Annotated in this window: 27 protein-coding genes; 13 read left to right on the top strand and 14 right to left on the bottom strand. The window is 67.5% G+C overall.

Annotation, left to right across the window (positions count from 1 at the left end):
• Window positions 1-7 precede the first annotated feature (7 nt).
• The 13 genes from ACFOPI_RS22910 to flhD form a co-directional block, all read right to left on the bottom strand.
• Window positions 8-1,345 carry an SDR family NAD(P)-dependent oxidoreductase gene (locus ACFOPI_RS22910; RefSeq protein WP_382179345.1) on the bottom strand — a complete coding sequence of 446 codons (1,338 nt, stop codon included), beginning with the start codon at window positions 1,343-1,345 and terminating at the stop codon, window positions 8-10.
• A complete protein-coding gene (locus tag ACFOPI_RS22905) occupies window positions 1,345-2,961 on the bottom strand; it encodes a hypothetical protein (RefSeq protein ID WP_382179341.1) in 1,617 nt (538 codons plus the stop codon). Before ACFOPI_RS22905 ends, ACFOPI_RS22910 begins: the two co-directional genes overlap by 1 nt.
• A 31-nt stretch (window positions 2,962-2,992) precedes the next feature.
• Window positions 2,993-3,709, bottom strand: a complete 717-nt coding sequence (locus tag ACFOPI_RS22900; RefSeq protein WP_382179338.1) for an RNA polymerase sigma factor FliA — start codon at window positions 3,707-3,709, stop codon at window positions 2,993-2,995.
• A gap of 5 nt (window positions 3,710-3,714) precedes the next feature.
• Window positions 3,715-4,515, bottom strand: coding sequence for a hypothetical protein (locus ACFOPI_RS22895; RefSeq protein WP_382179335.1), 801 nt, complete (start codon window positions 4,513-4,515; stop codon window positions 3,715-3,717).
• Window positions 4,508-6,031, bottom strand: a complete 1,524-nt coding sequence (gene flhF / locus ACFOPI_RS22890; RefSeq protein WP_382179332.1) for a flagellar biosynthesis protein FlhF — start codon at window positions 6,029-6,031, stop codon at window positions 4,508-4,510. Before flhF ends, ACFOPI_RS22895 begins: the two co-directional genes overlap by 8 nt.
• Window positions 6,028-8,112, bottom strand: coding sequence for a flagellar biosynthesis protein FlhA (gene flhA, locus ACFOPI_RS22885; RefSeq protein WP_382179329.1), 2,085 nt, complete (start codon window positions 8,110-8,112; stop codon window positions 6,028-6,030). Before flhA ends, flhF begins: the two co-directional genes overlap by 4 nt.
• Window positions 8,109-9,266 carry an EscU/YscU/HrcU family type III secretion system export apparatus switch protein gene (locus tag ACFOPI_RS22880; RefSeq protein WP_382179327.1) on the bottom strand — a complete coding sequence of 386 codons (1,158 nt, stop codon included), beginning with the start codon at window positions 9,264-9,266 and terminating at the stop codon, window positions 8,109-8,111. Before ACFOPI_RS22880 ends, flhA begins: the two co-directional genes overlap by 4 nt.
• A gap of 110 nt (window positions 9,267-9,376) precedes the next feature.
• Window positions 9,377-9,991 carry a protein phosphatase CheZ gene (locus ACFOPI_RS22875; protein ID WP_382179325.1) on the bottom strand — a complete coding sequence of 205 codons (615 nt, stop codon included), beginning with the start codon at window positions 9,989-9,991 and terminating at the stop codon, window positions 9,377-9,379.
• Between the two features lie 17 nt (window positions 9,992-10,008).
• Window positions 10,009-10,395 carry a chemotaxis response regulator CheY gene (gene cheY, locus ACFOPI_RS22870; RefSeq protein WP_308327064.1) on the bottom strand — a complete coding sequence of 129 codons (387 nt, stop codon included), beginning with the start codon at window positions 10,393-10,395 and terminating at the stop codon, window positions 10,009-10,011.
• Window positions 10,396-10,426: 31 nt separating this feature from the next.
• Window positions 10,427-11,509, bottom strand: coding sequence for a flagellar motor protein MotB (gene motB, locus ACFOPI_RS22865; protein ID WP_382179322.1), 1,083 nt, complete (start codon window positions 11,507-11,509; stop codon window positions 10,427-10,429).
• Window positions 11,509-12,369 (bottom strand): flagellar motor stator protein MotA, encoded by an 861-nt coding sequence (gene motA, locus ACFOPI_RS22860; protein ID WP_066261194.1) that lies wholly within the window; start codon window positions 12,367-12,369, stop codon window positions 11,509-11,511. The genes motB and motA overlap by 1 nt, the downstream gene beginning before the upstream one ends.
• 152 nt (window positions 12,370-12,521) lie before the next feature.
• Window positions 12,522-13,061 carry a flagellar transcriptional regulator FlhC gene (gene flhC / locus ACFOPI_RS22855; RefSeq protein WP_308327067.1) on the bottom strand — a complete coding sequence of 180 codons (540 nt, stop codon included), beginning with the start codon at window positions 13,059-13,061 and terminating at the stop codon, window positions 12,522-12,524.
• Window positions 13,062-13,086: 25 nt separating this feature from the next.
• Window positions 13,087-13,428: a flagellar transcriptional regulator FlhD gene (flhD, locus tag ACFOPI_RS22850; RefSeq protein ID WP_382179318.1), complete on the bottom strand. Its 342-nt coding sequence runs from the start codon at window positions 13,426-13,428 to the stop codon at window positions 13,087-13,089.
• 491 nt (window positions 13,429-13,919) lie between these two features.
• Here flhD and ACFOPI_RS22845 point away from each other — a divergent pair, with 491 nt between their 5' ends.
• The 4 genes from ACFOPI_RS22845 (at window position 13,920) to ACFOPI_RS22830 (ending at window position 17,121) form a co-directional block, all read left to right on the top strand.
• A complete protein-coding gene (locus tag ACFOPI_RS22845; RefSeq protein WP_382179315.1) occupies window positions 13,920-14,744 on the top strand; it encodes a flagellin N-terminal helical domain-containing protein in 825 nt (274 codons plus the stop codon).
• Between the two features lie 150 nt (window positions 14,745-14,894).
• A complete protein-coding gene (gene fliD / locus ACFOPI_RS22840; protein ID WP_382179312.1) occupies window positions 14,895-16,310 on the top strand; it encodes a flagellar filament capping protein FliD in 1,416 nt (471 codons plus the stop codon).
• Window positions 16,311-16,390: 80 nt separating this feature from the next.
• Window positions 16,391-16,825: a flagellar export chaperone FliS gene (gene fliS, locus ACFOPI_RS22835; RefSeq protein ID WP_382179309.1), complete on the top strand. Its 435-nt coding sequence runs from the start codon at window positions 16,391-16,393 to the stop codon at window positions 16,823-16,825.
• Between the two features lie 2 nt (window positions 16,826-16,827).
• Window positions 16,828-17,121 carry a flagellar protein FliT gene (locus tag ACFOPI_RS22830; protein WP_066261203.1) on the top strand — a complete coding sequence of 98 codons (294 nt, stop codon included), beginning with the start codon at window positions 16,828-16,830 and terminating at the stop codon, window positions 17,119-17,121.
• Between the two features lie 25 nt (window positions 17,122-17,146).
• Here ACFOPI_RS22830 and fliE read toward each other — a convergent pair whose 3' ends face one another.
• A complete protein-coding gene (gene fliE / locus ACFOPI_RS22825; protein ID WP_066261204.1) occupies window positions 17,147-17,470 on the bottom strand; it encodes a flagellar hook-basal body complex protein FliE in 324 nt (107 codons plus the stop codon).
• 184 nt (window positions 17,471-17,654) lie between these two features.
• Here fliE and fliF point away from each other — a divergent pair, with 184 nt between their 5' ends.
• From fliF to fliN, 9 genes are all read left to right on the top strand, one after another.
• The gene (gene fliF / locus ACFOPI_RS22820; protein WP_382179306.1) at window positions 17,655-19,319 is read left to right on the top strand and encodes a flagellar basal-body MS-ring/collar protein FliF; all 1,665 of its coding nucleotides are present in this window, start codon (window positions 17,655-17,657) and stop codon (window positions 19,317-19,319) included.
• Window positions 19,320-19,340: 21 nt separating this feature from the next.
• Window positions 19,341-20,336 carry a flagellar motor switch protein FliG gene (fliG, locus tag ACFOPI_RS22815; RefSeq protein ID WP_382179304.1) on the top strand — a complete coding sequence of 332 codons (996 nt, stop codon included), beginning with the start codon at window positions 19,341-19,343 and terminating at the stop codon, window positions 20,334-20,336.
• On the top strand, window positions 20,320-21,033 hold the full coding sequence (locus tag ACFOPI_RS22810; protein WP_382179301.1) for a FliH/SctL family protein: 714 nt from the start codon (window positions 20,320-20,322) through the stop codon (window positions 21,031-21,033). Before fliG ends, ACFOPI_RS22810 begins: the two co-directional genes overlap by 17 nt.
• Window positions 21,026-22,495 carry a flagellar protein export ATPase FliI gene (gene fliI / locus ACFOPI_RS22805; protein ID WP_382179298.1) on the top strand — a complete coding sequence of 490 codons (1,470 nt, stop codon included), beginning with the start codon at window positions 21,026-21,028 and terminating at the stop codon, window positions 22,493-22,495. The genes ACFOPI_RS22810 and fliI overlap by 8 nt, the downstream gene beginning before the upstream one ends.
• Window positions 22,492-22,962 carry a flagellar export protein FliJ gene (fliJ, locus tag ACFOPI_RS22800; RefSeq protein ID WP_382179296.1) on the top strand — a complete coding sequence of 157 codons (471 nt, stop codon included), beginning with the start codon at window positions 22,492-22,494 and terminating at the stop codon, window positions 22,960-22,962. The genes fliI and fliJ overlap by 4 nt, the downstream gene beginning before the upstream one ends.
• Window positions 22,959-24,347 (top strand): flagellar hook-length control protein FliK, encoded by a 1,389-nt coding sequence (fliK, locus tag ACFOPI_RS22795; protein WP_382179293.1) that lies wholly within the window; start codon window positions 22,959-22,961, stop codon window positions 24,345-24,347. Before fliJ ends, fliK begins: the two co-directional genes overlap by 4 nt.
• A gap of 157 nt (window positions 24,348-24,504) precedes the next feature.
• A complete protein-coding gene (locus tag ACFOPI_RS22790) occupies window positions 24,505-25,104 on the top strand; it encodes a flagellar basal body-associated FliL family protein (RefSeq protein ID WP_382179290.1) in 600 nt (199 codons plus the stop codon).
• An 18-nt stretch (window positions 25,105-25,122) separates the two neighbouring features.
• Window positions 25,123-26,130 carry a flagellar motor switch protein FliM gene (gene fliM / locus ACFOPI_RS22785; protein WP_066261213.1) on the top strand — a complete coding sequence of 336 codons (1,008 nt, stop codon included), beginning with the start codon at window positions 25,123-25,125 and terminating at the stop codon, window positions 26,128-26,130.
• The gene (gene fliN, locus ACFOPI_RS22780; RefSeq protein WP_066261215.1) at window positions 26,120-26,536 is read left to right on the top strand and encodes a flagellar motor switch protein FliN; all 417 of its coding nucleotides are present in this window, start codon (window positions 26,120-26,122) and stop codon (window positions 26,534-26,536) included. Before fliM ends, fliN begins: the two co-directional genes overlap by 11 nt.
• The last annotated feature ends 6 nt before the right edge of the window (window positions 26,537-26,542 follow it).

Below are 26,542 nucleotides of genomic sequence, written 5' to 3'. Positions count from 1 at the left end.
TGCGGTATCAGACGCGGGCGATCACGCCCGTGTCGCTGGAGCTGAGCAGCTTGGCCGATGCCAGCGCCACCTCGTAAGGGCTGAGCAGGGTGCGCTGGTCTTCGCCGGCGAAGTTGCTGCGGCGCATGCCGGTGTCGGTGCGGCCGGGCACGATGCAGTTGACGCGGATGCCGTCGTCCTTCCACTCGTCCGACAGCGCCTGCGTCAGGTTGACGATGGCCGCCTTGCAGGCCGAATAGGCCGAGTAGTCGGCACGGCCGCGGGTGAAGGACGACGAGGAGAACTGCAGCAGCATGCCGTGCGACTCCTTGAGCGGCGCGTGCGCGCACTGCGCCACGTTGAGCGAACCCAGCAGGTTCACCGAGACCTGCTGCGCCACGTCGGCGGGCGACTGCTGTTCCAGCGGGCTCTTGATCAGCAGGCCGGCGGCGTTGACCACGTGGTCGATGCGGCCCCATTCCTTCATCAGGCGCCCGAAGGTGTCCTCGACCTGGTCGTGGTCGGCGATGTCGCAGCCGGTGCGGCGCGAGACGCTGTGCACCGTGCTGCCGGCTTCTTCGAGGATCTGCACGATGGCCTTGCCGATACCGGCGCTGCCGCCGAACACCACCGAGTGTTTGCCCTTGAGGTCCAGGCCGTTGAGGTTGGGCGCGAGCTGCTGCTGGCGGATGCGGAACAGCTCGTCGGCCAGCACCAGGTCCACCGAGTCGGTGATCTTGATGTTCTCGGAACTGCCCTTGACGATGCGCACCTGCCCCATCGGGTGGCAGGCCATGTAGATGCCGCAGTCGTCGGTGAACTCGCCCATCTTCTCGGGACCGATCTCTTCGTAGCTCTTGACCAGGGCGCCGTAGCGGAAGCCCTGCGGCGTCTGGCCGCGGTAGATGTGGTCGCGCTTGGGGATGCTCTGGATGAAGCCGTCGCGCTCGACGATGATGGTGTCGCTGGTCTTGATGGCCACGTCCACCGCCTCGTGCGATTCGAGCGCGTCGACCACGTCGTGGATGATCTGGTGGCTCAGGAAGGGCCGCGCCGAGTCGTGCAGGATCACGTTCTTCGGCGGGTCGGCGCGCAGGTACTTCAGCGCCGCCCAGGCCGAGGCCTGGCGCGAGGAACCGCCGACGATGACCTCGGCCCGAGTGTCCTTGAACAGCTTGCGCGCCATCTCCAGTGCGTCGGCCGGCACCGTAATCACGATGCGCGCGTCGGGCGCGTAGCTGTGCAGGGCGTCGAAGCTGTGTTCCACGATGGTCTTGCCGGCCACGCGGATGAACTGCTTGGGAATCGGGGAATCGAGCCGGGTGCCGCTGCCACCGGCCAGCAGGACAAAAGCAAAATCGTTCATCACGCCACCTCTGCAACGGTTCGCTGGTCGTAGGCCGTCTGGAGCAGCTCCAGGATGTGCGGCGACATGCCGCCGGGGCGGTCCTGGTGCTCGGTCATGATCTGGATGACGCGCGAGAGCTTCTCGAGCTTGCCCGCGTTGATCGCCTCCAGCGCGCGGATGCGACCGACGATCTGGAACACCTTGCCGCCGACATCGACGGTCGAGGGCGACTGCAGGTGCGAGATGTAGTCGGGGTCCGACTGGCGCCAGTTGCCGAAGTTCTCGGCCAGGTTGCGCTCGATGTCGTCGGGCACGTAGAACTCGATGCCCAGGAAGCCGGTCTTGTTCAGGCCGAAGGGCGTGAAGGCGAACTTCTGCAGGTAGCCGAATTCGGACTGGACACCCGTCACCAGTTTGCCGCCCTCCTCGTGGTAGACGAAGATGTCGATGCTCACGCCGGTCCCGATGTGGCGCACCGGAACGTGGTACGTCTTGTGGCCGTGCAGGCGCCGCAGGTCCATGCCGAAGCGGCCGCTCTGCAGCAGCGCGTTGACCACCTCGTACTGGTCTTCCCAGCCGATGATGCCGACGTCGATGTCCTTGTCGTGCGCCAGCAGACCGCCTTCGCGGTGGAAGCCCAGCAGCGTGCCCGAGACCAGGAAGGCCTTCTTGCCGATGGGCTCGAGCGCGTTCTGCAGGTCCAGCAAGGCCCCGGAGGCCTGCACCGGGTCGAAGATCGTCTTGGGCGGCCCTTTGTCCTGTTTGGGCGCCTGGCCAGCGTGGACCTCGGTCACTGGCTGCGGCGTCTGGACTGGACCGCGCGCGCACTGAAGTTCGAGCACCTGGTCCATCCACACCAGGGCCTGGTCCAGGTCGCCCGAGAAGCAGTGCGCGCGCGCCGTATCGAAGGCGGCGTGGATGCGGTGGTCCGCCGAGGTGGCGTGCCGGGCCGCCTCGATGGCGGCCGCGTAGTTGCCCGCCCTGAAGTGGCATTGGCTGATGTACAGCGCCAGACGGCTGCGCACCTTGTCGACCGCGGGCAGGCGAGCGATCAGGTGGTCGCGGATGCAGCTGTAGGCGCGGCCCAGGGCGACGGTGTCGGCGGTCTGGGGAATGTGGATGTGCCTTGAGATGAGCACCTGGGTGAAGCGCAGCCAGTCCTGCACGCCGGGCTTGCGGCGCACCAGCTCGCGCACGATCTGCTCCAGCAGATCGAAGCGCTGCTGGTCGATGGCCAGTTCGGCGGCGTGGCACCAGTCGTCCAGCGGACCGTGGCCGTTTTTCAGCACGGCGGCATCGACCGCGGTCTTGCGGACCATGGCTTCAGCGATCAGGCGCAGCGGGTGGCGGCCGGGCAGTGCGGCGAGTTCGGCGGTGGCCGCACCGTTCGCGATGGACTGGTAGACCGCCAGCCAGGCCTTGAAGCGGAAGGGTTTGGGCAGGTTCTCGACCGCCAGCGAGGCCAGGAAAACGACGGTGGCGTTCTGGCGCAGCAGGCGGGCAGCGTCCAGCGTCTCCTCGCTCAGCAGCTGCCGGGGCATTTCCTTGACGACCAGGGTCTCCAGCGCGGCGTAGTCCTGGCGCTGGAGCAAGCGCTCGATGCGGACCAGGCGGGGGAATTCGGCTTCGAACATGGGGGTTCCTTGGCGTTGGGGACCGGTCGGCTCAGTGCTCGCGCAGCTTGGTGCGCAGGCGGGCAATCGACTGGCTGTGCAGCTGGCAGATGCGCGATTCGGTGACGCCCAGCACGGCGGCGATCTCCTTGAGGTTCATGTCGTGCTCGTAGTACATGGACATGATCTGCTGCTCGCGTTCGGGCAGGTTCTTGATCGCTTCCACCAGGGCCATGCGCATGCGCTGGTCCTGCAGCAGGCTCGACGGGTCGGCCTCGTCGTCGCCCATGTGGCGATCCAGGAAGCCTTCTTCGTCGTCGTCGCGGCCGCTGATGTCTTCCAGGTACACCAGCTGGGTGCCGCGCACCTTGGCCAGCATGTGCTGGTAGTCGGCCAGGCTCATGCCCAGTTCCGCGGCGATCTCGGATTCCATCGGCGCGCGGTGCAGCTTCTGCTGCAGGCGGTGCACGGCCTGCTCGATGTCCTTCTGGCTCTTGCGCGAGCCACGGCTCATCCAGTCGCCCTCGCGCAGCTCGTCGAGCATGGCGCCGCGGATGCGCTGGCTGGCGAAGGTCTCGAACTGCACGCCCTGCGAGGGCTCGAAGCGCGCGATGGCTTCGGTCAGGCCGATCATGCCGACCTGGATCAGGTCGTCGACCTCCACGCTGGGCGGCAGCTTGGCGATCATGTGGTGGGCCAGGCGGCGCACCAGCGGGCTGTACTTGCGCAACTGGTCGTCCCGGTTGAGGGTGCCTTTGGCGGTGTACATGTCGTTCAACTCCAGAGTGAGGGCATCGCGCCCACAGGGGACGGTCCGGTGGCGGCAAACCGGTTGTCGCGCAGACCGTGGAAGGTGTCCTGGCGCTGGGGCCGGGTCAGGGCGTGTTCCTGCGCGCAGGCGGCCCACACGGGCTCGCTCCAGCGCTCTAGGTCCAAGCCGAGGTGCCGGTCCGCGCAGTCGCAGACCGTGGCCAGCACGGTGTCCAGCGCCTGGTCGGGGTCGGCGCTGGTCACGGGCGCCAGCACCGGGCGGGCGCCGGCCATGTGCAGCAGCTTGACCGCGCCGTAGGCGTCGATGGCCGCCTGTGGATGGGGCAGCACCGGCACCACCACTCGTGCCTGCAGCTCGCTGCACAGCGGCGAGAGCTCGTGGGCGGGCGCAAAGAACAGCAGCAGGGTGCCGCTGGTGAAGGGGGCCAGCAGGCGCGAGAGCGCCACCGTCCCGCCGGCGGTCAGCGCGGTGCGCTGCAGGGCCCGCAGGCCCTGGGCGGCGGGCATCACCAGCCACTCGTGGCCGTCGGCCGGATGGCCCAGACCGCAGATGGCGGAGTCGTTGAGGGCGTGCAGCAGGCCCAGGTGGTGGCCGTCGCCGCTGCGGCGTTCGGCGGCTTCGGTGGCGGTGCCGTCCAGGATCACCGGCAGGCGGCCCTGGGCCTTGAGCTGCGCCGACAGGTGGCACAGCAGCTCGTAGGCGCTGGCCGGCTGGGCCGGGCTGGCCACCGCCAGCAGGGCCGGGCCCTCGCGCATCGGATGGGCGCGCAGGCCGGCGGCCTGGTCGCAACCAGCTTCAAACATGGCCAGCCCCCAGCTGGATGCCACGCGAGGAGGCCTGGGAGAAATAGAAGCCCATGTCGGTGGCGACCGGGTCGTAGGCCGACTTGCCCTCGGTGCCCATGGCCACCCGCACCAGCGTGGCGGCATCGGGGTTCTGCCAGTCTTCGGGCACGCGCTGGCCGTTGGCCACACCGCGCAGCACCACCTGGTGGCGCACCAGGGCGTCGATGGCCGGGCCGAGCTTGACGGCTTCGTCGACCTTGGAGAGCACCACGCCGTGCAGACCGCTGGACTTGAACGAGGTCAGCACATCGTCCAGCGTGTCGCCGTGGGAGCCGGCGTTGAGCACCAGCACCTTCTTGACCGAGGGCATGTCCAGCACGTCCAGCATCTCCTGGATGCGCTGGTCGCGCTGGCCCAGGCCGGCGGTGTCGATGATGACCATGCGCTTGCTCGACAGCAGGTCCAGCAGGTCCTTGAGCGCGGCGCGGTCGTGTGCCAGGTGGGCGACGACGCCGAGCATGCGGCCATAGGCGCGCAGCTGTTCGTAACCCGAGACGCGGTAGGTGTCCAGGGTGATCAGGCCGACGCTGGCGGCGCCGTGCTGGCGCACGCACTGCGCAGCGAGCTTGGCGGCGGTGGTGGTCTTGCCGACCCCGGTGGCGCCGATCAGGGCGACCACGCCGCCTTCGTCGCACAGGCCGCTGCCCGGGGTGGCGGTGCGCAGGTTGCGGGTCAGGGTGTCCATCACCCAGCGCACGGCCTGGCTGGCACCGGTGTCGGCCGGCATGCGTTCGAGCACGGCGCGGGCGATCGCAGGCGAGTAGCCGGCGCGGATCAGCTTGAGCATCATCGTGGACTGGATGGGGTTCTGCTTGGAAGAGCCGAGCCAGGCCAGCGTGTTGAAGCGCTCCTCGATCATGTCCTTCAGCGCCGAGAGTTCGACCGCCATGCGGCCTTCGCTGGCGGAGGCGGCAGAGGCGGCGCGCGGGGCCAGTGCCTCGCTGTCGGACCAGACCGGGGCCGGTGCGGCGGCTCGGGTGCGGATCGGCGCAGGCTCGGGCGTGGCCATCGGGGCCGGCGGCATGGCCAGGCGCACCGGCGCGGGGCGCTCGGTCGGGGCCTGCACGCGGGCGGCGGGAGCGCGGGGTGCGGCGGCCTCGCGGGCGGCCGGTGCGCTGTTCTCGGCACCCTCGCCCTCCATGGCGGCGCGGCGCTTGCGCAGCATGCGCTCGCGCACGTACTCCTGGAACGAGAGCGTGCTCATGGCCATCTGCTCGGTGTCGTCCTGCACCGAGTCGCGGAAGGCGGGCGGATCGGCGCGGCGGGTGCGGATGACCGGCATGCGCTCCTCGGCGCGGCTGGCCAGCGAACCGGGCTGGGCCACGGGCGCCAGGCTTTCTTCGGCGGCGGCCATCACTTCGAAGCCCCCGTCGGTGGCACGGCTGGAGAGAATGACGGCGCTGTCGCCGAAGGCCTGACGGGCCTTGGCCATGGCTTCGCGCGAGGTCGGGGCGGTGAATCGCTGGATGTTCATGCTGCAAGCTCCCCAAGAATCGGGCCGATACGGATAAGGTGGGTTTCAGGAATCTCGCTGTGGGCGAGTACCTGCAGGCGCGGTGCGGCGCGGCGCAGCAGGCGGGCCATCGCGGTGCGGATGGCGTCGGGCACCAGCAGGCAGGCGGGCACGCCCCGCTCTTCCTGACGGTTGGCGATTTCGGCGGCCGACTTCGACAGCGTCTCGGCCACGCCAGGGTCCAGCGCACCGGCACCGTTGCCGGTCAGGGCCTGCATCAGCAGGCGCTCCAGGCCGGGTTCGATCGCGATGACCTCAAGTTCCTTGACCGAACCGCCGTAAATCTGTTGAACGATGGCCGGCGACAGTGCGGTGCGCACGCGGCGGGCCAGCTCGACCGGGTCGGAGGTGCTGCCGGCGTGTTCGGCCAGGGATTCGATGATGGTGCGGATGTCGCGCACGTGCACCGACTCTTCCAGCAGCAGCTGCAGCACTTTCTGGAAGGTGGCGACGGGGACCATTTTTGGCACGACCTCTTCGATCAGTTTCGGGGCCAGGCGGGTCACGTGTTCGACCAGGTCCTGGGTCTCCGTCCGGCTGAGCAACTTGGCGGCCTGGACTTGCATCAAGTGTGAAAGATGGGTCGCCAGCACGGTCTCGGAATCAACCACCGTAAAACCGGCCATTTGCGCGTTCTCTTTCTGCTTCTCGTCGATCCAGTGCGCGGGCAGGCCAAAAGCAGGGTCCTTGGTGGGGGTACCGATCAGCGGCGTGCCCACGCCACCCGGGTCGATGGCCAGGAACATGCCGGGGAAGACCTCACCCTCGCCCACCACCACGCCGCGCAGGGTGATGCGGTAGCCGCTGGGGCGCAGTTCGAGGTTGTCGCGCACGTGCACGGCCGGCGGCAGAAAGCCCACCTCCTGCGCGAACTTCTTGCGCACGCCCTTGATGCGGGTGAGCAGGTCGCCCTGGCGGTTCTTGTCGACCATGGCAATCAGGCGGTAGCCCAGCTCCAGGCCCAGCAGGTCGACCGGCTGCAGGTCGTCCCAGGTGGCCTCACCATCGCTGGGCGGGGCGACCGGCTGCTCGGCGGGCTTGGGCCGGCGCTCTTCCTGCAGCCGCCACCAGGCCAGGCCACCGATGGCCGCGGCGAAGGTCAGGAAGACCAGATGCGGCATGCCGGGAATGACGCCCAGCAGGAACAGCACACCGGCCGTGATGCCCAGCACGCGCGAGGACATGAACATCTGCTCAACCATCTGCACGCCCAGGTCCTGCTCCTTGCCCACGCGCGAAACCACCATGGCGGCGGCCACCGAGATCAGCAGGCCCGGGATCTGCGCCACCAGCGCGTCGCCGACGGCCAGCAGGATGTAGCTGTCGGCGGCCTCGCCGGCCGACAGGCCGTGCTGGACCATGCCGATGACCAGGCCGCCGATGATGTTGATGAACAGAATCAGGATGCCGGCGATGGCGTCGCCACGCACGAACTTGGAGGCACCGTCCATGGAGCCGAAGAACTCGGCCTCTTCGCCCACCTCGGCACGGCGGCGCTTGGCCTCCTGTTCGTTGATCAGGCCCGCGCCCAGATCGGCGTCGATGGCCATCTGCTTGCCCGGCATGGCGTCCAGGGTGAAGCGCGCCGAGACCTCAGCGATGCGCTCCGAGCCCTTGGTGATCACCACGAAGTTGATCACCACCAGGATGGCGAACACGATGAAACCGACCGCGAAGTTGCCCCCGATCAGGAAGTGGCCGAAGGCCTCGATCACCGCGCCCGCGGCGCCGGGGCCGGTGTGGCCCTCCATCAGCACCACGCGCGTGGAGGCCACGTTCAGCGACAGGCGCAGCAGTGTGGTCAGCAGCAGCACGGTGGGGAAGACCGAGAAGTCCAGCGGCGCGCGCATGTAGGCCGCCACCATCATCACCACCAGCGCGATCGCGATGTTCAGCGTGAAGAAGGTGTCCAGCACCCAGGGCGCCAGCGGCAGCACCATCATGGCCAGCACCAGCACCACCAGCATCGGTGCGGCCAGGCCCTGGGCCAGCGCGGCGTGGCGGCCGAACCACTGCTGCAGGAATTTCAGTTGGGCGTTCATTCAGCGGCTCCCCGGGTCGGAGGTTGCTTCCAGTGCGGATCGAGTTCGGGCGGCACCTGCGGATCGGGCGCGGCGCCGGGCATGGCACCACGACCGGCGAGCGCGGCCTTGAGCTGGTAGACATAGGCCAGCACCTGGGCCACCGCGGTGTAGAGGGCGGACGGGATTTCCTGGTCCAGCTCGGCGTGGGCGTAGAGCGCGCGCGCCAGCATGGGCGACTGCAGCACCGGCACCTTGTGTTCCTTGGCCACGTCGCGGATGCGCAGGGCCAGCAGGTCGGCGCCCTTGGCGATCACGCGCGGCGCGCTCATGGTGGCGTCGTCGTACTGGATGGCCACCGCGTAGTGGGTCGGGTTCATCACCACCAGATCCGCCTTGGGCACGGCGCCGATGCTGATGCGGTGCGCCAGCTCGCGCTGGCGGCGGCGGCGCTGGCCCTTGACGTGCGGGTCGCCTTCGTTCTGCTTGTGTTCCTGCTTGACCTCTTCGCGCGACATGCGCAGGCGCTGGGCGTGCAGGAACTTCTGCATCGGGAAGTCGATGAGCGCGAACAGCATCACCACCCCCAGCAGGATGCCCACGCCGGTGCGCATCCACTGCGCCAGCTGGCCCAGGCCGCCCTCCAGCGGCTGCATCAGCAGGCTGGCGAAGCCGGCGATGTGTGAGGACAGGAACTTCCAGCCCACAAAGCCGACGATGAGGGTCATCACCGCCAGCTTGACGGTCTCGAACAGCTGCTGCTTGGAGAACAGGCGCCCCAGCCCGGCGATGGGACTGAGCCGGGTCAGGTCTGGGGCCATGGTGTGGGTGGTGATGGTCCAGCTGCCCGAGGCGAAGGCGGCGAACACGGCCAGCGCCAGGGTGGCCAGACCCAGGGGCATGAACACCACCAGGCCCAGGCCCAGGCTGGCGTGCAGGCGTTCGATCAGCAGCTGGGGCTGCAGCAGCGCGCTGTGGTCAAAGCGCAGCTGCGAGGCCAGTGCGGTCTGCAGATGCGCAAAACCCATCGGCAGCAGCAGCATCAGCAGCACCGCGCCACCGCCCAGCACTGCGAAGTTGGACAGCTCCTTCGAACGCGGCAGCTGGCCTTCCTCGCGCGCCTTTTTCAGGCGGTGCGCGGTGGCCGGCAGGTTCTTGTCTTGGGAGGAGGACATCGGTCTGGCTCAGGAAAACTTGAGTCAGATTGTGGAAGTCGGCCCCCGAAATGAATGCGTGAAAAGGCGGTGAAGCACCGCCCTATTCCCCCAGCGCGAAAACTGAAAACTCAGAATCCGAGGGAAGCGAGGAGATCGTCCACGTCCTTCTGGTCGGCCACCACGTCGGTGCGGCCTTCGGGGTCGACCACCGGCCCCTGCAGGGCGCTCATGTCGTAGGCCTTGTCCTGGCCCGGGGCGCCGGAAGGCGCCGACTGCAGCAGCAGGGCCAGCAGCTGTTCCTCGATGGTGGCGGCCAGTTGCACCACCCGGTTGATCACCTGGCCGGTGAGGTCGTGGAAGTCCTGCGCCATCATGATCTCGGTCAGGCGCGCGTCGCTCTTCTCGCTGAGCTCGACCACGTCCTTCGCCCAGTTCAGCAGCTCCGGCATGGCCTTGGCCAGACCCGGCACAGCAGCGATGGTGGAGGTCAGCTGGCGACCACGCTCGGTGATGAGCTCCTGTTCGGACTTAGCGCCGTCCACGTGGTTGAGCACCTTTTCGGCCGCCTCACCGGTGAGGCGGGCGATGTAGGAGAGCCGGCTCTGCGCGTCGGGCAGCTGGTCGACCGTGCCCTTGAGCTTGTCGGCGTACCCCAGTTCCTTCAGGGCGTCGTGCAGCTGGCGCGTGATGGAGCCCAGTTGCTGGAACATTTCCGGGTTGCCCGGGCTGTTGCTCTTTGACATGTGAACTCCCGCTGGGCTCAGAGGCCGAGTTTCTTGAAGATGTTGGCGAGCTTGTCTTCCAGCGTGGCCTTGGTGAACGGCTTGACGATGTAGCCTGCTGCGCCGCCCTGTGCGGCCATCACGATGTCTTCCTTGCGCGCCTCGGCCGTCACCATCAGGACCGGCAGGTGCTTGAGCGCCTCGTCCTTCTTGATCTCGGCCAGCAGCTGGAAGCCGTTCATGTTGGGCATGTTGATGTCGCTGACGACAAAGTTGAAGCTGCCGTTCTTGAGCTTGTTGAGCGCGATCACCCCGTCTTCCGCCTCATCGGCGTCGGCGTGACCGATCTCCTTGAGCAGGTTGCGCACGATGCGGCGCATGGTGGAGAAGTCGTCAACGATCAGGAATTTCATCGGGGTGGACATGGTGGGGTCTCCTGTCAGGAAACAGTGGCGGTTAGCGGGGCTTGACAGGCCCAGCCTCTTCTCGGGGTTTCGGCACTTCTGCCAGTTTCTGAAGATCGGGCAGGCCCATCGGCAGCTTGCGCACCGGTTCGACGGGCGCTTCAACCTGGGGAACGGCCGTTTCTGCGCCGGCTTGCGGTACCGGCATGGCCCCGGCAGCGGGCTCGGCGGGCACCTCGGCAACAGGTGGGCGCAGCGCCGTGCCGTCGCCGGTGGGCGCCATGCGCTCCTCGGCCTCGCGGGTCATCACCAGGATGCTGATGCGCCGGTTCATCGGCGCGTCGGGCTGGTTGGCGTCCAGCAGCCGGCTGGAGGCCAGACCCTCGACGCGCGCCAGCTTGTTGTCGGGCAGACCGCCGGCCACCAGCTCGCGGCGCGAGGCGTTGGCGCGGTCGGACGACAGCTCCCAGTTGCTGTAGCCGCGGTCGCCGCTGCCGTAGGGCGTGGCGTCGGTGTGGCCCGATAGTGCGAGCCGGTTCTCCATGTCGCCGATGGCCCCGCCGATCTCGCGCAGGATCTGGCGCATATAGGGTTTGACCATGGCGCTGCCGACGTCGAACATGGGGCGGTTCTGGTCGTCGACGATCTGGATCTGCAACCCGTCGGCGGTCTTCTCCATGCGGATCTGCGACTTGAATTCGGACAGCGCCGGGTTGCTTTCGATCAACTCGTTGAGCTTGACCTGCAGCGCGTCGATGCGCTGGGCGTCCCTGCGCGCGAGCTCGGCCCGCGCCATCTGCGCACCCATGAGCTTGGCCGCGCGTTCGGCGTCGCCGGTGTCGACCTGGCCGGCGCGGCGCGAGAGGTCCTGTCCGCCTCCGGGCAGCACGGAGTCGCTGTTGCCGGTGCCGTTGCCCCCCATCAGCGTGACCTTGACCGGATTGGAGAAATAGTCGGCGATGCCCTTGAGGTCGCCCGACGAGGTCGAGCCCAGCAGCCACATCAGCAGGAAGAAGGCCATCATGGCCGTCACGAAGTCGGCGTACGCGATCTTCCACGCGCCGCCGTGCGCCGCGTGCCCGCCCTTCTTGACGCGCTTGACGATGATGGGCTGGAGCTTCTTGCCGTCGGCCATCACTTCTTCCCTTTGACGTGGCCTTCCAGCTCGGAGAAGCTCGGGCGCACATCAGAGAACAGCACCTTGCGGCCAAACTCGATGGCGGTCGAGGGCGCGTAGCCCTGCATCGAGGCCAGCAGCGTGGTCTTGATGCAGAGGAATTCCTTGGATGCCTCTTCGGTCTTCTGCTCCAGCAGGCCACCCAGCGGTTCGAACACACCGTAGGCCAGCAGGATGCCGAGGAAGGTGCCGACCAGGGCCGATCCGATCATGCCGCCCAGCACCGCCGGCGGCTGGCCCACCGAGCCCATGGTGTTCACCACACCGAGCACGGCGGCCACGATGCCGAAGGCCGGCAGCGCGCCGGCCAGGCGGCCGATGGCCGCCACCGGGGCGTGTGCCTCCTGGTGGTGGGTCTCGATCTCTGCGTCCATCAGCGACTCGATTTCGTGGGCGTTCAGGTTGCCCGAAACCATCATGCGCAGGTAATCGGTGATGAACTCCACCACGTGGTGGTCGGCCGAGATCACGGGGTACTTCTTGAACAGCGCCGACTGCTCGGGGTTCTCCACGTCCTGCTCGATGGCCATCAGGCCTTCCTTGCGCGCCTTCTGCAGGATGTCGAACTGCAGCGCCAGCAGCTCCATGTAGCGCGCCTTGGTGAAGCGGCTGCCCTTGAAGCACTGGCCGAATCCTGCGAGCGTGGCCTTGACCACCTTCATCTGGTTGTTGATGAGGAAGGCGCCGATGGCGGCGCCGAAGATGGTGGTCATCTCGAACGGCAGCGCCTTGAGGATCACGCCAATGTTGCCGCCGTGAAAGATGTAGACCCCGAAGATGCAGGCCATCGAGATCAGGAAGCCGACGATGACAAACATGAAGTGAACCTTGAATTGAAACGGAACCCGGAGCGCAAAGCCCCAACGACTGTCTTTCCTATCGGTCCAACTCTAGGGGTGATTGAGGTCCGCCAGAAACGCAAAAAGGACCCTCGCAAGGGTCCTTTTCAGGGTTTGAACGGAGCGCGCGTTCAGTGCAGGCGCAGGCCGCCGCTGGCGCTGCCCTTGCCGGCGCGGGCCGGCGGCTCGCACAGGCCGCAGACGAAGCTCTTGGCGTTCTCGTAGGGCTCGGTCACGAAGTGGCCGCCACAGCAGGAGCACTTGGTCAGGGTCAGCATGCCGCTGTCCACGAACTTCACCAGGCGCCAGGCGCGGGTGACGGACAGCAGAGGCTCGATGGCGCTGGCCTGCATCTGCTCGCTGTAGAGGCGGAAGGCCTTGATCACCGTGTCGATCTCTTCCAGGTCGCTGGTCTTGGAGAGGTACTCGTGGATGTTCAGGAACAGCGAGGCGTGGATGTTGGGCTGCCAGGTCAGGAACCAGTCGGTCGAGAACGGCAGCTGTCCCTTGGAGGGCGACTTGCCGGCCACTTCCTTGTACAGGCGCAGCAGGCGCTCATACGACAGGCTGGTTTCGTACTCCAGAACCTGCAGGCGGGCACCGAGCTGGATCAGGGCCACGGCACGGGCGATGTCGCGCGACTCGTTGAGGATGCTTTTTGCGGTGGCCATGGTGCGTGCTCCGGAAGGTAAAAGCTCAGTGCGTGGTGTTCGCCATCGACTCGGCAAACTTGCCGGCCATCAGGATCGACGCGTGCAGCTGGGTCGTGGTGGCGTTGTCGACCTTCTTCACGTTGTGGCTGGTCAGCAGGTTCCACACCAGGTCGTCGTCCACACGGAAGCGGCACAGCAGCATGTTGGTGGAAGCGATCTTGAGCAGCTGGGCGGTCGAGAGCATGCCCAGCAGGTCGGCAGCCTCTTCGGTCAGGCCCAGGCGGAACAGCGCTTCGGCGCGGTCCTTGCGAATCAGGTTCTGGGCCAGCATCAGGTAGGTCAGGTTGGCTTCGCGGATTTCAGCCAAGAGTTGTTCGCTGTCCATGGTGTTTCTCCTAGAGGTCGGTCGGCGTTGCTGGCGGGTTGCTACATCTGCTGACTTGGTGTGAGTAATTGTGTCGGCCGGTAAAAAAACTTGAATCGGGAAACGGCTGTTCGCACTGTCGGCGCGCACCCGACACCGTGTCGGATTTCTTCCTACAACCTAGGTACTCATCCGGGTGTCCACCGAGCACCCGCCGGCGCGCACCCCTGTGGGCGGGTGGCGGCACTAAGACCGGAACAGGGACGTGCAACCCTTGCTTATTTCGCCGATTCGGTATAGCGCGGGGCTAAAGAATATGTCAGGGCCACCGAAAAGCATCTCAACGAACTTCTAAAAGGTTCGTCGTCCGGCAAGCAACGCGGCGAGACGGTCAGCGGCCCGAGGGCCAACCGGCTGGCGGCAACGAGCACCGGTCATGGCGGCCCGTCGAAAGACGGGCGTTGAGATTGGCAGCAATGCCGGATTACTTTGTCCAACTTTAGGAGTTAACGATGAGCACCATCAACACCAACGTGCAGTCCCTCAATGCACAACGCAACCTGGCCCAGTCCACCGGCTCCCTGTCCACCTCGATGCAGCGCCTGTCTTCCGGCCTGCGTGTGAACACGGCCAAGGACGACGCCGCTGGCCTGGCCATTGCCGAGCGCATGAACGCGCAGGTCAAGGGCATGAACGTCGCGATCCGCAATGCCAACGACGGCATCTCCCTGGCGCAGACCGCTGAAGGCGCACTGGGCCGCGTCGGCGACGCGCTGCAGCGCATGCGCGAACTGGCCGTGCAGTCGGCCAACGGTTCGAACTCCGACGACGACCGCGCCAACCTCGACGAGGAATACCAGGAACTGGCCCTGGAAGTGACCCGCGTGCTGGACGGCACCAAGTTCAACGGCACCAACCTGCTGAACACCTCGGCCTCCCTGACCTTCCAGGTCGGCGCCGACAACGTGACCACCGACCAGATCGACATCGACACGACCGATCTGACCGCCGGCTCGGGCGTGACGGCCGTCGTGGCCGGCGCCATCGGCACGAGCTCTGGTGCTCTGGCCGCCATGGACGACCTGGACGCCGCCATCGACGAGATCACGACCGCCCGCGCCACCTACGGTGCCAAGCAGAACCGCTTCGACTCGGTGATCGCCAACCTGCAGGTCGCGTCCGAGAACCTGGCTGCGTCCCGTGGCCGCATCGTGGACGCGAACTTCGCGGTGGAAACCTCGAACCTCTCGCGCGGCCAGATCCTGCAACAGGCCGGCACCGCCATGGTGGCGCAGGCCAACCAGCTGCCCCAGGGCGTGCTGTCCCTGCTGCGCTGATTCACGACACCGTTTCGTCACACCTTCGGGTGTGGCGACCGGCGACGGCGGCACCCCGGTGCCCCGTCGCGTCGTCTTTCGGGGCATGCACCGATCGCATGCAGCCCGCGTGCGATGGGTACATCCCGTCGGGGATGACAAGGAGCGCCCATGGCCACCATCTCGTCACCAGGCATCGCCAGCGGCCTGGACATCCAGAGCATCGTCTCGCAACTCGTCGCCCTGGAAAAGGCGCCGCTGACCCAGCTCAAGACGCAGGCCACCTCCCTGCAGACCAAGCTCTCGACCATGGGCACCATCAAGTCCCAGGTGTCGGCGCTGGGCGATGCGGCGGCCAAGCTGTCCAAAGCCTCGGGCTGGGACCCGGTCAAGGCCACCTCGTCCAACCCGTCCGCTGTCGGCGTGACGGTCAAGGCCGGCGCGCCCGCCACCTCGATCACCATGGAGGTGCAGAACCTGGCCAAGGCCCAGTCCACCGCCTCCGCTGCCGTGACCACGGGCACCGCCATGGGCACCGGCAGCATGACCATCGAACTTGGGCAATGGAGCGGCAGCAGCTTCACCGCAGGCAGCGGCACACCGGTCACCATCGACATTGAGGCAGGCGACGACTCGTTATCGGACATCGCCGCCAAGATCAACGAGTCCGACGCTGGCGTGAGCGCCACCGTGCTGCGCGACGCCTCGGGCGAGCGCCTGCTGGTGCGCTCCAAGGCCACGGGTGAAGAGAACGCCTTCCGCATCACGGTCGCCGACGACGACGGCGACGACACCGACGCCGCCGGCCTCTCGCGCCTGGCCTTCAGCGTCGGCAATGCCAACGGCATGTCGCGCTCGCAGAGCGCCGAGAACGCGCAGGCCACGATCAACGGCGTGCCCGTCACCTCGGCCAGCAACACGCTCAGCGGCACCCTCACGGGCATGACGATCCAGCTCAGCCAGGAGACCACCGCGCCTGTGAACATCGATGTCACCAACGACACCGAGGCCATCCGCAGCAACGTCAAAGCCTTCGTCGATGCGTACAACACGCTCAACACGACGCTGACCAGCGCCTTGCGCTACGACGAGGCCACCAAGACCGCCGGCCCGCTGCAGGGCGACGCCACCACGGTGGGCCTGCAGAACGCCCTTCGCGGCATGATGCGATCGGTGTCCGCCAGCACGCCCTACAGCCGCCTCTCCGACGTCGGCATCGAACTCAAGTCCGGAGGCAAGCTGGAAATCGACGCGACCAAGATGGACGCCGCCATGGACAACCTGGACGACCTCAAGGCCCTGTTCACGTCTACCAGCAACGACGCCACGGCGACCGGCTTCGGCTGGAAGATCAAGAGCTTTGCGGAGGGCCTGATCGACGCCGACGGCACGGTCTCCAACAAGACCGATGCCCTGAAGGCCTCGATCAAGCGCAACTCCCTGGACCAGGACCGCGTCAACGACAAAGCCGCGCGCTCCGAGAAGCGCCTGCTGGCCCAGTACAACGCCATGGACGCTGCCGTGGGCTCGCTCAATGGCCTGAGCGCTTTCGTCAGCCAGCAGATCATCATGTGGAACAAGAGCTGACGCAAATGAACACTTCCGTGACTACAGTCCCTCTCGCCGATGCCGATAAAAAAAGGCATCAGCAACAAGGAACCGACACCATGTTCACTTCTGCCAGCCACCGCGCCGCCTCTGCCTACAAACGCGTTGCCGCCGAAACCAGCGTGCAGGGCGCCGACCCCCACACCCTGGTGGGCCTGCTGTTCGACGCCCTGCTGCAGTCGATCTCCGAAGCCCGCGGCGCCATGGTGCGCGGCGACATCGCCGCCAAGGGTGCCGCGCTCGGCAAGGCCGTGCGCATCCTGGAAGAAGGACTCAAGGCCGGCCTGAACCTGCGCGAGGGGGGCGAGATCGCCACCAACCTGCGCGATCTCTATGCCTACAGCACGCTGCGGCTGACCCAGGGCAACCTGCGCAACGATCCCGCGGCGCTGGAAGAGGTGAGCAAACTCATCGAGCCCGTGGCGCAGTCGTGGAAGCTCATCGGGGGCCCGGGCCCCGCCTACCTGCAGCCCGTTGCGGGCCGTGGAGCCTGATCATGGAGCACAGCTTGCTGGACTACTACAAAGCCATCGAATCTGCCAGCCAGCGCATGCTGGAGGCCGCCCGGGTGGAAGACTGGGACCAGATCGTTCACCTGGAGGGCACCTGCGCGGTGCTGATCGCCCAGCTGCGCCACAAGTCGCGCAACATGAAGCTGGCGCCCGACGAGCGCAAGGAAAAGGCCAAGATCATGCAGCGCATCCTGCGCGCCGACGCCGAGATCCGCTGCCTGGCCGAACCCTGGCTGGGCGACCTCGAACAGCTGATGGACGCAAAACAGGTGCACTGAACAAAGCCCGCCACGCGGGCTTTGTTCAAACGCTCATATTCATGATGTCGGTGTAGGCCTGGACCATGCGGTTTCTGACATGCATGGTGGCCTGGAAGCCGATCTGGGCCTTCTGCATCGCGAGCATGGTCTCTTCCAGGCTTACGTTGGGGTTGCCCTTCTGCACTTCGTTCTGCAGCTGGGAGGCCTCGTTCTGGGCCTTGCTCACCGATTGAAGGGCGGTCTTGAAGTTGTCGGCAAAGCCGCTGCCGACACCGCCCACGCCGGCCGACGCGCCACCGCGCGCAGCCGCAGGGCGGCCGATGCCGTTGACGGCCTGGCTGTTCAGGGCATTGATTCGCAGGTCCATGGCGGTGTCCTTTCACTCTGACGGGTGCAGGACTCGATGCTAGTGAGAGGCCCCCTTCCGCGCGCCGGGAATAGGGGGTCAAAGGCGGCCTTTTTCATGGCTATGCCGGGGTGAGCGGGACCGGATACTCGGTCGCAACAGGGAAGATTCCCCCACTTGCCGACCCACTTCGAAGCCCCCCGCCATGAGCACCGCCGTCGCCGAAATGGACCTTGCACCCGAGAACCGCAACGCGCTCAGCGCCGGACTCTCGCGCCTGGACCGCGCGCAGAAGATCAAGATGGGCCTGGGCGCCTTCGGTCTGCTGGCGATCGCCATCGCCCTGTTCTTCATGGGCCGCCAGCCCGACTGGAAGGTGCTCTACAACAACCTGGGCGACAAGGATGGCGGGGCCATCATCGCGCAGCTGACGACGATGAACGTGCCCTACAAGTACACCGAGGGCGGGGGCGCCATCATGGTGCCGGCCGACAAGGTGCACGACACCCGCCTGCGCCTGGCCTCGCAGGGCCTGCCCAAGGGCTCGGTCAGCGGCTTCGAGCTGATGGAGGCCAACCGCTTCGGCATGACCCAGTTCCAGGAGCGTCTGACGTTCCAGCGCGGTCTGGAAGGCGAGCTGACCCGCTCGATCCAGTCGCTCTCGTCGGTGCAGGCCGCCCGCGTGCACCTGGCGCTGCCCAACCAGAACGGCTTCTTCCGTGAGCAGCAGAAGCCCAGCGCCTCGGTGCTGCTGACCCTGCACCCCGGTCGCACGCTGGACAAGGCGCAGATCGCCGGCATCGTGCACCTGGTCGCCTCCAGCGTGCCCGAGATGAACCCCAAGGCGGTCAGCATCGTGGACGACGCCGGCACCCTGCTCTCGGCCACGCCCGACGGCATGGCCCAAGGCGCCGACACCCAGAAGCTGCAATACACCCAGCAGGTTGAACAGCTCTACACCCGCCGCATCCTGGACATGATCGAGCCCCTGGTGGGCGCCGGCAACGTCAAGGCCCAGGTCAGCGCCGACATCGACTTCTCGCTGGCCGAGTCCACCTCCGAGCAGCACCGTCCCAACCAGGGCGGCGAGCCCGGCGCTGTGCGCAGCCAGCAGCTCGTCGAGGACGGCACCCCCGCCCAGGCCCAGCCCGCGGGCGTGCCCGGCGCCACCACCAACCAGCCCCCTGCGACCGGCACCGCCCCCATCAACGGCGCCGCCGCGCCGCTGGGCGTGGCCAGCAACGCCGACAAGGCCGGCACGATGCGCAAGGAATCGGTCATCAACTACGAGATCGACAAGACCGTGCGCACCGTGCGCGAGGCCAGCGGCACCGTCAGGCGCCTGACCGCCGCCGTGGTGGTGAACCACCGCAGCGTCACCGACAAGACGGGCAAGGTCATCACGACAGCCATCCCGCCCGAGCAGCTGGAGCAGATGACCGCCCTGGTGCGCGAGACCATTGGTTTCAAACAGGATCGCGGGGATTCCGTCAACGTGGTCAACGCCGTGTTCAACGTTCCCGCACCGGTCGAGGAAGTGCCGGTGGCCTGGTGGAAGCAGCCCGAGAACATGGAACTGGCCCGCAGCCTGGCCTGGCCGGTCGGTGCCCTGGGCGTGGCCCTGCTGATCCTCATGGGCATGGTGCGCCCGGGCATGAAGATGATGCGCCAGCCAGTGGTCACCAAGACCGAGGAAAAGGCCAAGGTGCAGCAGCTCGACGCCGTGCTCGACGAAGCGCCCGAGCGCCCAGGCCTGCCGATGCCGGAGGAAAACCAGCGCCTCACGGACGCCAAGCGGCTGGCGCTGGAAAACCCGATGGCGGTGGCCAACATCGTCAAGAGCTGGGTCAACGGCGAAGCGCCCGCGTAAGCGAGCCAAGGAAAGACGATCATGGAAGAACAGGGAATCCAGGACGCCGCTATCTTCCTCATGACGCTGGGCGAGGAAGAGGCGGCCGAGGTCTTCAAGCACCTGAGCCCCAAGGAAGTTCAGAAGCTGGGCGAGGCCATTGCCAAGACCCGCGCCGTGTCCCACGAGCGGGTCGATCAGGTGATGCAGAAGTTCACCTCGGTGGCCTCCTCGCAGAGCCTGCTGGTGTCCGACACCGACAACTACGTGCGATCGGTGCTGCGGCGCGCCCTGGGCGACGACAAGGCCGCGTTGCTGATCGACCGCATCCTGCAGGGCGGCGATGTCTCGGGTATCGAGAGCCTGAAGTGGATGGACCCGCTGTCGATTGCCGAGCTGCTGCGCAACGAGCATCCGCAGATCGTCGCGGCCATCCTGGTGCACCTCGAATCGGACCAGACCGCCGACGTGCTGAAGAACTTCACCGAGCGCACCCGCAACGACGTGATGCTGCGCATCGCCACGCTCGAAGGCATCCAGCCCACCGCGCTCAAGGACCTCAACGAGGTGCTCTACAAGGTGCTGGCCGGTGGCGACAAGATCCGCAAGACCTCGATGGGCGGCGTCAAGACCGCGGCCGAGATCATCAACATGATGGGCAACCAGATCGAGACCTCGGTGATCGAGTCGATCCGCAACTTCGACGCCGACCTGGCCCAGAAGATCATGGACAAGATGTTCACCTTCGAAGACCTGCTCAAACTCGACGGCAAGTCGATCCAGCTGGTGCTCAAGGAAGTGGCGTCCGAGTCGCTGGTGATCGCGCTCAAGGGCGCTTCCACGGAGCTGCGCGAACTGGTCTTCACCAACATGTCCTCGCGCGCCGCCGAAGGCCTGCGCGACGACCTCGAATCGCGCGGACCGGTCCGCCTGTCCGAGGTGGAAGCCCAGCAGAAAGAGATCCTGAAGATCGTCCGGCGCCTGTCCGAAGAGGGTCAGATCGCGATCGGCGGAGGCGACGATGAAGGCTTCGTCTAAGCCCAGCGCGCACACCCGCTTTATCCCGCGGGAGGAAATCGACGGCGTGTCGGCCTGGCACTTCTCGTCCATGGACGGCAGCGACACGCTCCCGGTCGCCGCGGTGGCGGTGGCGGCCGAGTCCGAACCCGACAGGGCCCTGGAGGAAGCGCTGCACGAGGCCCGCCAGCAGGCCTATGCCGATGGCTTCGCCCACGGCCACGACACCGGCAGCAAAGAGGTGCGCGACGCGCTTGAAGCCGCGATGCGCCGCACCATCGAAGAGACCGGCGTGCGCATGGGCCAGATGCTGCACGGCATGGCCGAGCAGCTGATCGCCGCCGAGCAGAAGATCGGCCGCCAGATCCTGGACCTGGCCTGCGACGTCGCGCGCCAGGTGGTGCGGCAGGAGCTGCAGAGCAACACCGGCCACCTGCGCGCCGTGATCGGCGAGGCGCTGGAGCAGATCGTCGAGGACGGCCTGCCCGCCACCGTGCGCATGCACCCCGACGACCTCGCGCTGATGCGCGGTGCGCTGGTGGAGACCCTGGGAGAAAACGCCCCCGACTTCGTGGCGGACGTGACCATCACCCCCGGCGGCTGCCTGCTGCAGACCCCGGGCGCGACGGTGGACGCCACCATCGAGAAGCGCTGGGCACGGGCCCTGGGCAACCTGGGCTTGGACGAACCCTGGAATCCGGAGGCCGGCGATGTCTGAACCCGACGGCCGCTGGGCCCAGTACATGGACGACCTGCGCATCGGGGCCAACGTGCACACCCCGCTAGAGGTGCGCGGCACGCTCACCCGCCTGGCCGGCCTGGTACTCGAAGCCGTGGGCCTGCGCGTGCCGGTCGGTTCGCAGTGCCTGATTGCCAACGGCAAACGCGAGCCGGTGCTGGCCGAGGTGGTGGGCTTTGCGGGCAACCGTGCCTTCCTGATGCCCGCGGGCGACACCCGCGGCCTGGCCAGTGGCGCCAGCGTGACCCCGCTGGCACCCTACCGCCCGGTGCCGCGCATGGGCCAGGTCAACAAGCCGCCATCGGCCGGCGACCGCGGGCTGCTGCGCCTGCCGCTGGGCCGCGGGCTGCTGGGCCGCGTGGTCGACTCGCACGGCAATCCCATGGACCACATGGGCCCGATCACCGAGGTCGACATCGAGCCCATGAACCAGGCGCCGCTGAACGCGATGGACCGCGACCCGGTGCGCGAGTCGCTGGACACCGGCGTGCGCGCCATCAACGCCCTGCTCACGGTCGGCCGCGGCCAGCGCCTGGGCCTGTTCGCCGGCTCCGGCGTCGGCAAGTCGGTGCTGCTGGGCATGATGGCCCGCTACACCAAGGCCGATGTGATCGTGGTCGGCCTCATCGGCGAACGCGGCCGCGAGGTCAAGGAATTCATCGAGGACATCTTGGGCGAAGACGGCCGCAAGCGCTCCGTCGTGGTGGCCGCGCCGGCCGACGCGCCGCCGCTGGTGCGCATGCAGGGCGCGGCCTACGCCACGGCCATCGCCGAGCGCTTCCGCGACGACGGGCTGCACGTGCTGCTGCTGATGGACTCGCTCACCCGCTACGCGATGGCGCAGCGCGAGATCGCCCTGGCCATCGGCGAGCCGCCGGCCACAAAGGGCTACCCGCCGTCGTGTTTTGCCAAGCTGCCGCAGCTGGTGGAGCGCAGCGGCAACGGCCTCAACGGCGTGGGCTCGATCACCGCTTTCTACACTGTGCTGTCCGAAGGCGACGACCAGCAGGACCCGATCGCCGACGCGGCGCGCGCCATCCTGGACGGCCACATCGTGCTCTCGCGCGCGCTGGCCGAGTCGGGCCACTACCCCGCCATCGACGTCGAGGCCTCGGCCTCGCGCGTGATGCACAACGTGGCCACGCCGCAGCACCTGGAGCTGGCGCGCAAGTTCCGCAACTACTACTCGCGCTACATGAAGAGCCGCGACCTGATCCAGCTGGGCGCCTACGCCGCTGGCAGCGACCCCGAAACCGACCGCGCCATCGTGCTCTATCCCGCGCTGCAGCGCTTCCTGATGCAGGACATGCGCGAGGCGGCGACCATGGAACACAGCCTGCAGCAGCTGGCCGTGGCGCTGCAGGAAGACCAGCCCGCCCGCAACGGCCGCGGTGCGCGCGGGCACGCCCACCACAACCTGTATGAAGGAACCCACGCATGAGCAACCTGCAGACCCTGCACAAGGTGGTGGACCTGGCCACCCGGCGCCGCGACGACGCGCTCACTGCGCTCGGCCAGGCCCAGCGTGAACTGCAGGCGGCGCAGGCCCAGATGAACCAGCTGCGCAACTACGCCGACGAGGCCCTGCAGCGCTGGGCGCAGCGCAGCACCACCGGTGGCGTGGACGCCAACCTGCTGCACCACCACCGCCAGTTCATGGAAAAGATCACCCACGCCATCGAGTTCCAGCAGGCGGTGCAGCGCAGCCGGGAAGAGGTGGTCGAGCGCGCCCAGGCCCAGGTCTACGCCGCCGAGCGCGACGTCGCCGGCCTGCGCAAGTACGCTGAGCGCAAGCAGCAGGCGATCGAACACCGCGCCATGCGCCAGGAACAGAAGGCCACCGACGAGATGGCCCTGACCATCCACCTGCGCCAGGCCCTCTCGGCCGTCCACGGAGCCCGTTCATGAGCAGCACCGCCCCCTCCACCTCGCACAGCGCGTCCGCAGGACCGACCCAGGCGGCCCAGGCCGCCGGTCGCAACGGCGCCCAGGGCGCCCGCAAACCCGGTGGCCAGGAGACCGGCGCCGACCTGTTCGCCAACTTGCTGTCGCTGCTGAGCGCCACCAACGACACGCTGCCCCTGGCCGCCGACGCGCCGGCCGAACTGGTGCAGGAGACGGCCGGTAACCCGGCGACCGATTCTGGCGAAGCCCAGCTGGAAGCCATGATGGCCTGGGCCGCCCTGCCCTCCGCAGGCACATCCACCACCGCAGTCCCCAGCACCGACGCACCGACTGCGGCCTCTGCGACCGCCGACGCATCGGGCGTCCTGGCCAGCGGCACCGCCACCGGCCCGCGCGCTCTGGCCGGCCCCTCCCCGGACACCGGAACGCCCCCCCAGGTGTTGGCGAGCGACGGAGCGCCTGCCGACACGCTGCAGGGCATGCAGGTGCTGGACCAACCCGAGGCGCTGGACGAACAGACCCAGGCCCAGCTCTCGGCGGCCAACGCCAGCCCGCCGGCCGCAGGCAACAGCGCCCCGGCGCCAGCCGCCGCCCGGCCCGCGGCCTGGCGCAGCACCGCCCAGATGGCGGGCACCAGCGCCCTCCAGCAGTGGCACCACACCCAGGCCCAGTCGGGCCCGGGCGTCGAGCGCGCCGCGGTGCGGGTCGACACCGGACCATCGCTGCCGCTGCACAGCACGGTGGCGCTCGACCAGCGCTTTGCGCAAACCATCAGCGACGAGACCACGCCCGACGCCCCGCTGACGGCCGTGCCGCTGCAGGGCGGCGTGGTGCCCATGGCCGGCGGTGCGGACCACAGCGGCCAGCCGGGCACCGGCGGCGAGGCGGGCGCCGACGGCGGCGACCACACCGACACCCGCGACGGGCTGAGCAGCGACGCACGCGACGAGACCTACGAAGAGACGCTGGCACAGGCCGATGCCGAGGCCGAAGAGCGGCTCGACAGCTTCGCCTCGCCGCACCTGCGCCAGGCCAGCCTGCGCATCGGCGAGGACGGCGAGAACGCCATCGACGTGCGGCTCTCGCTCACCGGCCAGGAGCTGGACCTGAGCTTCCGTACCGACAACGCCGAGGCGCGCGCCGAACTGCGCCAGAACGCCGAGGGCACGCTGGCCGACCTGCTGCAGCGCGGCGGCATCCAGCTGGGCGACGTGAACGTCAGCGACCAGCGCGGCCAGCAGGGGCAGGGCAGCCCGTCCGCAGCCCCCGCCCGTACCGGCGCGCCATCGGTCCGTGCCGACACCGCGACGGCACCGGCTGGCAGCGCCGTGCCGGCCACGCCACGGCCGCGCAGCGACGGCAGCCGGCCGCTGGACCTGTTCGTCTGAGAACGCCAACCGGGCCGCGCGGAGCCGGCGAATAGCGGGGTTTTCCGGCGCTATTCAGGGCTACGCCCGGGGGGGGTGGCTCCAATAATTCCTCCACAGCCCGCCGTTCCTTTCGGCGGGCATCGCCCCCCGCGGGGCGCCCTTCCGGAGGATGTCCATGTCTGCTGCCGCTGCTGCCGCCCCCGCCAATGGCGAGGCCCCAGCCAAACCCAAGAGCAAGAAACTGCTGTTCATCATCATCGGCGTGGTGGTGCTGGCGCTGGTCGGCGCGGGTGCGGCCTTCTTCCTGCTGAAGAAGTCCCACAGCGAAGACGAGGAGGACGGCACCGAAGTGACGGCCGAGGACGAGGGCCACGCCGCCCCCCTGCGCGACCCCAAGACCCCGCCGACCTTCCTGCCGCTGGACAGCATGGTGGTCAACCTGGCCGACCCGGGCGGCAACCGATTCGCGCAGCTGGGCATCACGCTGCAACTGGCCGATGCCAAGACCGGCGAGGACATGAAAACCTACATGCCCAGCATCCGCAACGGCATCCTGATCCTGGTCTCGCAGCGCACCGCCGAACAGATGCTTCGCGCGGACGGCAAGCAGGCCCTGACGCAGGACATCATGGCCGAGATCTCCGATGTGATGGGCTACGACTACGAGCACCCGGACGCCGAACCGGAGCCCTCCCCCAAAGGCAAGAAAAAGAAGAAGAAGGCCGCGCCCAACCCGATCGAGGGTGTGCTTTTCTCCAGTTTCATCGTGCAGTGACCCAGGGGACCTGACGCCATGGCCGATTCGTTTCTGTCCCAGGAAGAAGTCGACGCCCTTCTGGAAGGGGTCACGGGCGAGAGCCAGAAGCTCGAAAAGGACGACGTCCCCACCGACGGCGTCCGGGTCTACAACCTCTCCAGCCAGGAACGCATCGTCCGTGGGCGCATGCCCACGATGGAGATCGTCAACGAGCGCTTCTCGCGCAACCTGCGCCTGGGGCTGTTCAACTTCATCCGGCGCAGCCCGGAGGTGTCGGTCGGCGGCGTGCAGGTGCAGAAGTACAGCGCCTTCCTGCGCGAGCTGGCGGTGCCCACCAACTTCAACATCATGGCCGTGCGCCCGCTGCGCGGCAATGGCCTGGTGGTGTGCGAACCCAACCTGCTGTTCGGCGTGATCGACAGCCTCTACGGCGGCAACGGCAAGTTCCACACCCGCATCGAGGGGCGCGACTTCTCGCCCACCGAGCAGCGCGTCATCGACCGCCTGGTCGAGGTGGTGGCCGAGGAATACAAGAAGGCCTGGCGCGGCGTGTACCCGATCGAGCTGGCCTACCAGCGTTCGGAGATGCAGCCCCAGTTCGCCACCATCGCCACCCCCAGCGAGATCGTGGTCTCCACCAGCTTCACGCTGGAGATTGGCGACATCACCGGCTCGCTGCACATCTGCATTCCCTACGCCACGCTCGAACCCATTCGCGACGTGCTGTATTCCAGCGTGCAGGGCGATGCCATCGAAGTCGACCGCCGCTGGGTCAAGCTGCTGGGCCAGGAGATCCAGGCGGCCGAGGTGACCATGGTCGCCGAGCTGGCCCAGACCGACGCCACGGTGGAACAGCTGCTGGCGATGCAGGTCGGCGACTTCATCGAGCTGGACCGCAACCCCGCCATCAAAGCCCATGTCGACGGTGTGCCGCTGTTCGAGTGCCAGTACGGCACGCACAAGGGCAAATACGCGCTGCGCATCGACCGCAAGCTGAGCAACAGCACCGACAAGACCTGGCAAGGAGATCCGTATGTCCACTGAGAACACCGACACCATGAACGATTCCGTTGCCGACGACTGGGCCCAGGCCCTCGAAGAACAGGCCGTGGCCAGCGCCCACGACAGCGCGCCCGCGTTCGACGACCACCCCTCGGCACCTGCCACCAGCGCGGGCAACGTCGTGCAGGACATCCAGATGGTGCTGGACATCCCGGTGCAGCTGACGGTGGAACTGGGTCGGGTGAAGGTGCCGATCAAGTACATCCTGCAGCTGGCACAAGGCTCCATCGTCGAGCTCGACGCGCTGGCCGGCGAGCCCATGGACGTGCTGGTCAACGGCTACCTCATCGCCCAGGGCGAGGTGGTGGTGGTGAACGACAAGTTCGGTATCCGCCTGACCGACATCGTCACGCCGTCCGAGCGCATGCGCCGTCTCTCCAAAGGCTGAAGGCTG

Source organism: Hydrogenophaga luteola (genome assembly GCF_042648585.1).
Lineage (GTDB): Bacteria > Pseudomonadota > Gammaproteobacteria > Burkholderiales > Burkholderiaceae_C > Hydrogenophaga > Hydrogenophaga luteola.
This window is presented reverse-complemented; position numbering and strand designations above follow the sequence as displayed.

What these genes read in the sequence shown, in the direction of transcription:
- flhF (WP_382179332.1), bottom strand. Translation starts at nt 6,031, where the DNA reads ATGAACATCCAGCGATTCACCGCCCCGACCTCGCGCGAAGCCATGGCC.
- cheY (WP_308327064.1), bottom strand. Translation starts at nt 10,395, where the DNA reads ATGTCCACCCCGATGAAATTCCTGATCGTTGACGACTTCTCCACCATG.
- flhA (WP_382179329.1), bottom strand. Translation starts at nt 8,112, where the DNA reads ATGAACGCCCAACTGAAATTCCTGCAGCAGTGGTTCGGCCGCCACGCC.
- ACFOPI_RS22790 (WP_382179290.1), top strand. Translation starts at nt 24,505, where the DNA reads ATGTCTGCTGCCGCTGCTGCCGCCCCCGCCAATGGCGAGGCCCCAGCC.
- fliS (WP_382179309.1), top strand. Translation starts at nt 16,391, where the DNA reads ATGTTCACTTCTGCCAGCCACCGCGCCGCCTCTGCCTACAAACGCGTT.
- fliJ (WP_382179296.1), top strand. Translation starts at nt 22,492, where the DNA reads ATGAGCAACCTGCAGACCCTGCACAAGGTGGTGGACCTGGCCACCCGG.
- fliD (WP_382179312.1), top strand. Translation starts at nt 14,895, where the DNA reads ATGGCCACCATCTCGTCACCAGGCATCGCCAGCGGCCTGGACATCCAG.
- fliG (WP_382179304.1), top strand. Translation starts at nt 19,341, where the DNA reads ATGGAAGAACAGGGAATCCAGGACGCCGCTATCTTCCTCATGACGCTG.
- ACFOPI_RS22910 (WP_382179345.1), bottom strand. Translation starts at nt 1,345, where the DNA reads ATGAACGATTTTGCTTTTGTCCTGCTGGCCGGTGGCAGCGGCACCCGG.
- ACFOPI_RS22900 (WP_382179338.1), bottom strand. Translation starts at nt 3,709, where the DNA reads ATGTACACCGCCAAAGGCACCCTCAACCGGGACGACCAGTTGCGCAAG.
- flhD (WP_382179318.1), bottom strand. Translation starts at nt 13,428, where the DNA reads ATGGACAGCGAACAACTCTTGGCTGAAATCCGCGAAGCCAACCTGACC.
- ACFOPI_RS22895 (WP_382179335.1), bottom strand. Translation starts at nt 4,515, where the DNA reads ATGTTTGAAGCTGGTTGCGACCAGGCCGCCGGCCTGCGCGCCCATCCG.
- flhC (WP_308327067.1), bottom strand. Translation starts at nt 13,061, where the DNA reads ATGGCCACCGCAAAAAGCATCCTCAACGAGTCGCGCGACATCGCCCGT.
- ACFOPI_RS22830 (WP_066261203.1), top strand. Translation starts at nt 16,828, where the DNA reads ATGGAGCACAGCTTGCTGGACTACTACAAAGCCATCGAATCTGCCAGC.
- ACFOPI_RS22905 (WP_382179341.1), bottom strand. Translation starts at nt 2,961, where the DNA reads ATGTTCGAAGCCGAATTCCCCCGCCTGGTCCGCATCGAGCGCTTGCTC.
- ACFOPI_RS22880 (WP_382179327.1), bottom strand. Translation starts at nt 9,266, where the DNA reads ATGTCCTCCTCCCAAGACAAGAACCTGCCGGCCACCGCGCACCGCCTG.
- ACFOPI_RS22810 (WP_382179301.1), top strand. Translation starts at nt 20,320, where the DNA reads ATGAAGGCTTCGTCTAAGCCCAGCGCGCACACCCGCTTTATCCCGCGG.
- fliE (WP_066261204.1), bottom strand. Translation starts at nt 17,470, where the DNA reads ATGGACCTGCGAATCAATGCCCTGAACAGCCAGGCCGTCAACGGCATC.
- fliK (WP_382179293.1), top strand. Translation starts at nt 22,959, where the DNA reads ATGAGCAGCACCGCCCCCTCCACCTCGCACAGCGCGTCCGCAGGACCG.
- fliF (WP_382179306.1), top strand. Translation starts at nt 17,655, where the DNA reads ATGAGCACCGCCGTCGCCGAAATGGACCTTGCACCCGAGAACCGCAAC.
- motB (WP_382179322.1), bottom strand. Translation starts at nt 11,509, where the DNA reads ATGGCCGACGGCAAGAAGCTCCAGCCCATCATCGTCAAGCGCGTCAAG.
- fliN (WP_066261215.1), top strand. Translation starts at nt 26,120, where the DNA reads ATGTCCACTGAGAACACCGACACCATGAACGATTCCGTTGCCGACGAC.
- fliI (WP_382179298.1), top strand. Translation starts at nt 21,026, where the DNA reads ATGTCTGAACCCGACGGCCGCTGGGCCCAGTACATGGACGACCTGCGC.
- motA (WP_066261194.1), bottom strand. Translation starts at nt 12,369, where the DNA reads ATGTTTGTCATCGTCGGCTTCCTGATCTCGATGGCCTGCATCTTCGGG.
- ACFOPI_RS22845 (WP_382179315.1), top strand. Translation starts at nt 13,920, where the DNA reads ATGAGCACCATCAACACCAACGTGCAGTCCCTCAATGCACAACGCAAC.
- fliM (WP_066261213.1), top strand. Translation starts at nt 25,123, where the DNA reads ATGGCCGATTCGTTTCTGTCCCAGGAAGAAGTCGACGCCCTTCTGGAA.
- ACFOPI_RS22875 (WP_382179325.1), bottom strand. Translation starts at nt 9,991, where the DNA reads ATGTCAAAGAGCAACAGCCCGGGCAACCCGGAAATGTTCCAGCAACTG.